Here is a 3,957-nt window from a genome sequence, read left to right as displayed (position 1 = left end):
ACGGTTGTGGCGCACGTCTTCGGTGAACGCACTCTGGCCACACTGGAGCGTCTTCTGAGCCTGCTGTCGGCCTTTGAGGTCGTGGTATGGATGACGGATGGCTGGCCGCTGTATGAATCACGCCTGAAGGGAAAGCTGCACGTTATCAGCAAGCGTTACACTCAGCGCATTGAGCGACATAATCTGAATCTGAGACAACATCTGGCAAGGCTGGGACGGAAGTCACTGTCGTTCTCAAAATCGGTGGAGCTGCATGACAAGGTCATCGGGCATTATCTGAACATAAAACACTATCAGTAAGTTGGAGTCATTACCGGCGTTTTCATCCAGCAAACGTAGCTTCAGACCATTACCAATCAACAATGCTTTATCTTCTTCAACCAACGTTTCTTCGGTATAAAAGGAGGAACTGACTTTAAATCCGTCGGTGCATTGGTCATTTTGTGATTTTGTCGTCTTAATACTGAATGTTTTCGACATTGTGTGGCGACGAATATCCAGCAAATTAAATTTACCAAAATCAATCACCTGTGTTTCCGGTGAAATGGAAAAATTGACGCTGCAATCCAGCACGCGAATGTTTTCCAGACCAGTAATATGATATTTCAGGTTTTGGGCAGTAGGGTCTTCGTTAACGCTACCGGCACCGTCAAATTGCACGACGATATAGTCGCTAAGCGTACTTTGATAATCATGCGGCGGCATTTCTCGTATTTTGACGTATAACCGCATGCGAGCGAGAAAGGTACGCGACATGTGAATATTAGCGGGATCACCCGAGCAAATTTTGTTCTGCCATCCCATCGCGATAATCTGCTCAGGGGTATAAATGTCAATGTTCTACTGTCAATACACTGGTTAGTGTCGATGCGGCTTTTTCCCTGGTTGGCGTCATAATCAACGCCATTGTAAGTTACGCCGAGTTGATAATAGCGATCCTGCACCCCCGGGTAGGGGTTTACCCAGGCATAAACATGCTCACTTTCAAAATTGCCGTTGGTATTGTTGTCACAATAGACGGGAATTTTAATATCGTCAGATTCCCAAATCTTATCGCCGAGTTTGGCATTGCCTGGTACAGCAAAAGGTTGAATCGCTTCTGATTTTTCTACCGAGCCACCGGATGAACCAAAGTAGCAGTTCAGGGCAAGCGCAGACTTCAACGGCAGAAATAACAGACAGATGACGAGCAACACTCCCTTGCCAGCACTCATTTCTTCGCCTCCACGGCTTGTAAATGGCATTGTCCGCTGCAGTTGAGCGTCGTCATGCGTAACGCGCCGTAATCATCCATATAACCGAGATAAAACTGGCTGCCGCTATAATTTCCGGTGTTTGTGTTGACCGTACTAAAAGGCGCAACCATCACGGTTTTGAAGCCGGGGAGAACGCCTTTTTCATTTCGTCCCAGGTAGGCAATGGTCAGATAATACGCGGTAGGATTTTTCAGTGTTAGTTGGTTGCCCTGCTGGCTGACCTGTAACTGCAGTTCGACCTTTTCTCCTGCTTTCTTGCGTAATGCAGCCGGTCGCCAGAACACCTTGATACGACTCTGAATGGCGACTTGCAGAACGGCATGGTCGCTGTTTTTTTCCGGGGCGGGAGGAATTTCACGCATATTGTAGAAAAATAGCGTTTCGCGATCGCCCGGTAATTTTGTGGTCGAGGCTTGCTTTACTATCCGTACCTGCGTTGTTGCTTTCGGTTCCAGACGTTGTATCGGCGGCAGGGCGACCAGAAGATCATCGCTTTTCTCCCCTTTTTCATTTTCGAGCCAGGAATAAGCGAGGTAGGGGAGTTTATCGCTACGATTATCCACCCGCAGACTGGTAGCTTTATCATTAGCGTTAAACACAATACGAGTGCGATCGGGTTGTAGTGCAGCGTGGCTGCACAGACTGGCAACCAACAACAAAAGGGGGAGTCCTTTCATAAATGTCATTTTCATTTCCTTAATTAATGACAAGGTAAAATCAGGCGATTTGCGGTGTCTTCCATATGTTCAGGAAGATGGAGCGAGCAATGCTGGTTATCACCCCAGACCACGGTAAACTTTTGATTTTCAGCGACTCCGCTTAACCAGGCATGTCCTTCCTCGCCAACCATCCCCACGCTAATGCCGCTGTCATCCTGGCGGATATCCGCTCCGAGGGGAGGAAACTGACCGCTGGCGTTGCGAATGATGACGTTAACGTCTTTACCGGAACGGGAAGCCAGTGATTTGTAACCTATCGCGCCTTCAATCCACGTTTCTTTGATAACGTTTTCTGCAACTGTTACGCCGTCGGGTAAGTCATTCATGTTCACCGCCACGGTGGAAGGCTGGTAACTGGAAATCAACGGTACCACCGCAATGCCAAAATGGTTGGTGTAGTCGAGATTGCCCTGAACCGGAATATCTGCCACGCCATCGGTGCTGACCATCAGGCGTGGTTCATTGGTGGAGCTGTGGCGATGAAACGCTGCACCATATTGGATTGCGGTGAAAGAACCGCTCCAGCTGCTGCTGACGGAACTGTAATCATTGGCGGCATAGGTACCAGAAATATCCCACTCACCCGCTGAACTCAGGTGCTGATAGTTGCCGCTCACCTGGGCTCCATTGTCAGGACGGTCGGATTGCAGTCCGGCAGACATGCCCCAGCTATTACGTTCATCCAGCGTATCGTTCCACGACATGCGGTGTGTGGTGCTGTGGCTACTGTTTTGCATGTCATAGCCAACCCGACCACCGTTACCGAAGGGGAGCGAAATCGACAGGTAAATCTGGTTGTCGTGATCTTTATCTTCGTAATGGGTTGTATTGAATGACGTCGAAATAGAGATATCTCTCCAGTCACCAATATCAACATTAAAACCTGCCGTGATGTTGGCGGTCGTGGAGGCGTCTGCATTCCACCAGGTTTGATGTAGCAGGTTGGCGTAAAGATTGAGGTTTAGTGGGGTAATCGGTTGGCCCACAGATAAGCTGATCGTCTGTTTTTCGTCCTGCGCATCGCTGTCGTTGTATTTGTGATCCAGATAGTTGGCGTAGCTGTGAAAATGACGATCGGAGAAACGATAAGCGGCGAGGGAAATCGTGCTGTTAGTGGCATCCACTTGTTTGCTGTAATTAAAACGGTAGCTTAAGCCCCGCTCGTCCTGCTGAGTATCAAAATGGCTACTGGCCCACGTGACATCAAACGACAGCGCACCAAGCCACAGCATATTTTGCCCAATACCCATTGCGGTAGAATGGTAGTCATCACCAGAAAGCAGCAGGCCGCCGTACAGCGAGGTGTTTGACAGCATCCCCCAGGAAACTTCATTGCTAAAAAAGGTTTCATTTTCAGTTTGATGTGACATGGAGGGCCGTGGCTGACCCGCGGCCAGTTTATAGCGAACCTGTCCCTGACGAGTCAGGAAGGGCGTCGATGCTGCCGAAACCTGGAAATTGTTCACCCGACCATCTTCTTCCGTCACTTTGACATCCAGTGTGCCCTGAACAGACTGATTAAGGTCGTCAATGATAAATGGGCCTGGTGGGACTTTTTTCTGGTAAATGACGCGGCCTGATTGACTGATCGTCACCGTGGCATTGGTCTGTGCAATACCGCTAATTTGTGGGGCGTAGCCGCGTAGTTCCCATGGCAACATTCGATCGTTACTTGCCAGTGCCGCACCGGTATAAGAAAAACCGTCGAAAATATTGGAACTAAAATCCGTTTCGCCGAGGGTTAATTTTGAACCTAATTGCGGGTAATGCTGCCAACTTACTGATTTAGTGTATGATGGTGATTTTAAGGTGCTTGCGTGGCTTCCATTTCCATCAGATGTCCTTCCTGCTCCGCTACTGAAGGCGTGGTGCGTAACGGCAAAAGCACTGCCGGACATCAGCGCTATCTCTGCTCTCATTGCCGTAAAACATGGCAACTACAGTTCACTTACACCGCCTCTCAGCCCGGTACGCACCAGAAA

Annotated in this window: 2 protein-coding genes and 3 pseudogenes; 2 read left to right on the top strand and 3 right to left on the bottom strand. The window is 49.1% G+C overall.

Features of this window, described 5'->3' with window-relative positions; translation table 11 throughout:
* A pseudogene (locus BGK49_RS26365) lies at positions 1-300 on the top strand (IS1-like element IS1X2 family transposase); the annotation flags it as partial.
* Here BGK49_RS26365 and BGK49_RS31005 read toward each other — a convergent pair.
* The 3 genes and pseudogenes from BGK49_RS31005 to BGK49_RS10505 form a co-directional block, all read right to left on the bottom strand.
* Positions 235-1,214, bottom strand: a pseudogene (locus BGK49_RS31005) (type 1 fimbrial protein). The pseudogenes BGK49_RS26365 and BGK49_RS31005 overlap by 66 nt on opposite strands.
* The gene (locus BGK49_RS10510) at positions 1,211-1,942 is read right to left on the bottom strand and encodes a fimbrial biogenesis chaperone (RefSeq protein WP_000143529.1); all 732 of its coding nucleotides are present in this window, start codon (positions 1,940-1,942) and stop codon (positions 1,211-1,213) included. Before BGK49_RS10510 ends, BGK49_RS31005 begins: the two are co-directional and overlap by 4 nt.
* Positions 1,943-1,956: 14 nt before the next feature.
* Positions 1,957-3,741, bottom strand: a pseudogene (locus tag BGK49_RS10505) (fimbria/pilus outer membrane usher protein); the annotation flags it as partial.
* Positions 3,742-3,792: 51 nt separating this feature from the next.
* Between BGK49_RS10505 and BGK49_RS26355 the strand changes: the two are divergent.
* A partial coding sequence (locus BGK49_RS26355) for an IS1 family transposase (RefSeq protein ID WP_047664789.1) occupies positions 3,793-3,957 on the top strand: 165 nt, incomplete at its 3' end.

The sequence above is a fragment of the Shigella sp. FC1544 genome (assembly GCF_001722145.1).
Classification (GTDB): Bacteria; Pseudomonadota; Gammaproteobacteria; order Enterobacterales; family Enterobacteriaceae; genus Escherichia; species Escherichia coli.
The sequence above is the reverse complement of the archived record's forward strand: the minus strand, read 5'-3'. Positions and strand labels throughout refer to the sequence as shown.

Bases quoted from the DNA above. Each gene is read 5' to 3' on its own strand.
- BGK49_RS10510 (WP_000143529.1), bottom strand. From the start codon at position 1,942: ATGACATTTATGAAAGGACTCCCCCTTTTGTTGTTGGTTGCCAGTCTG.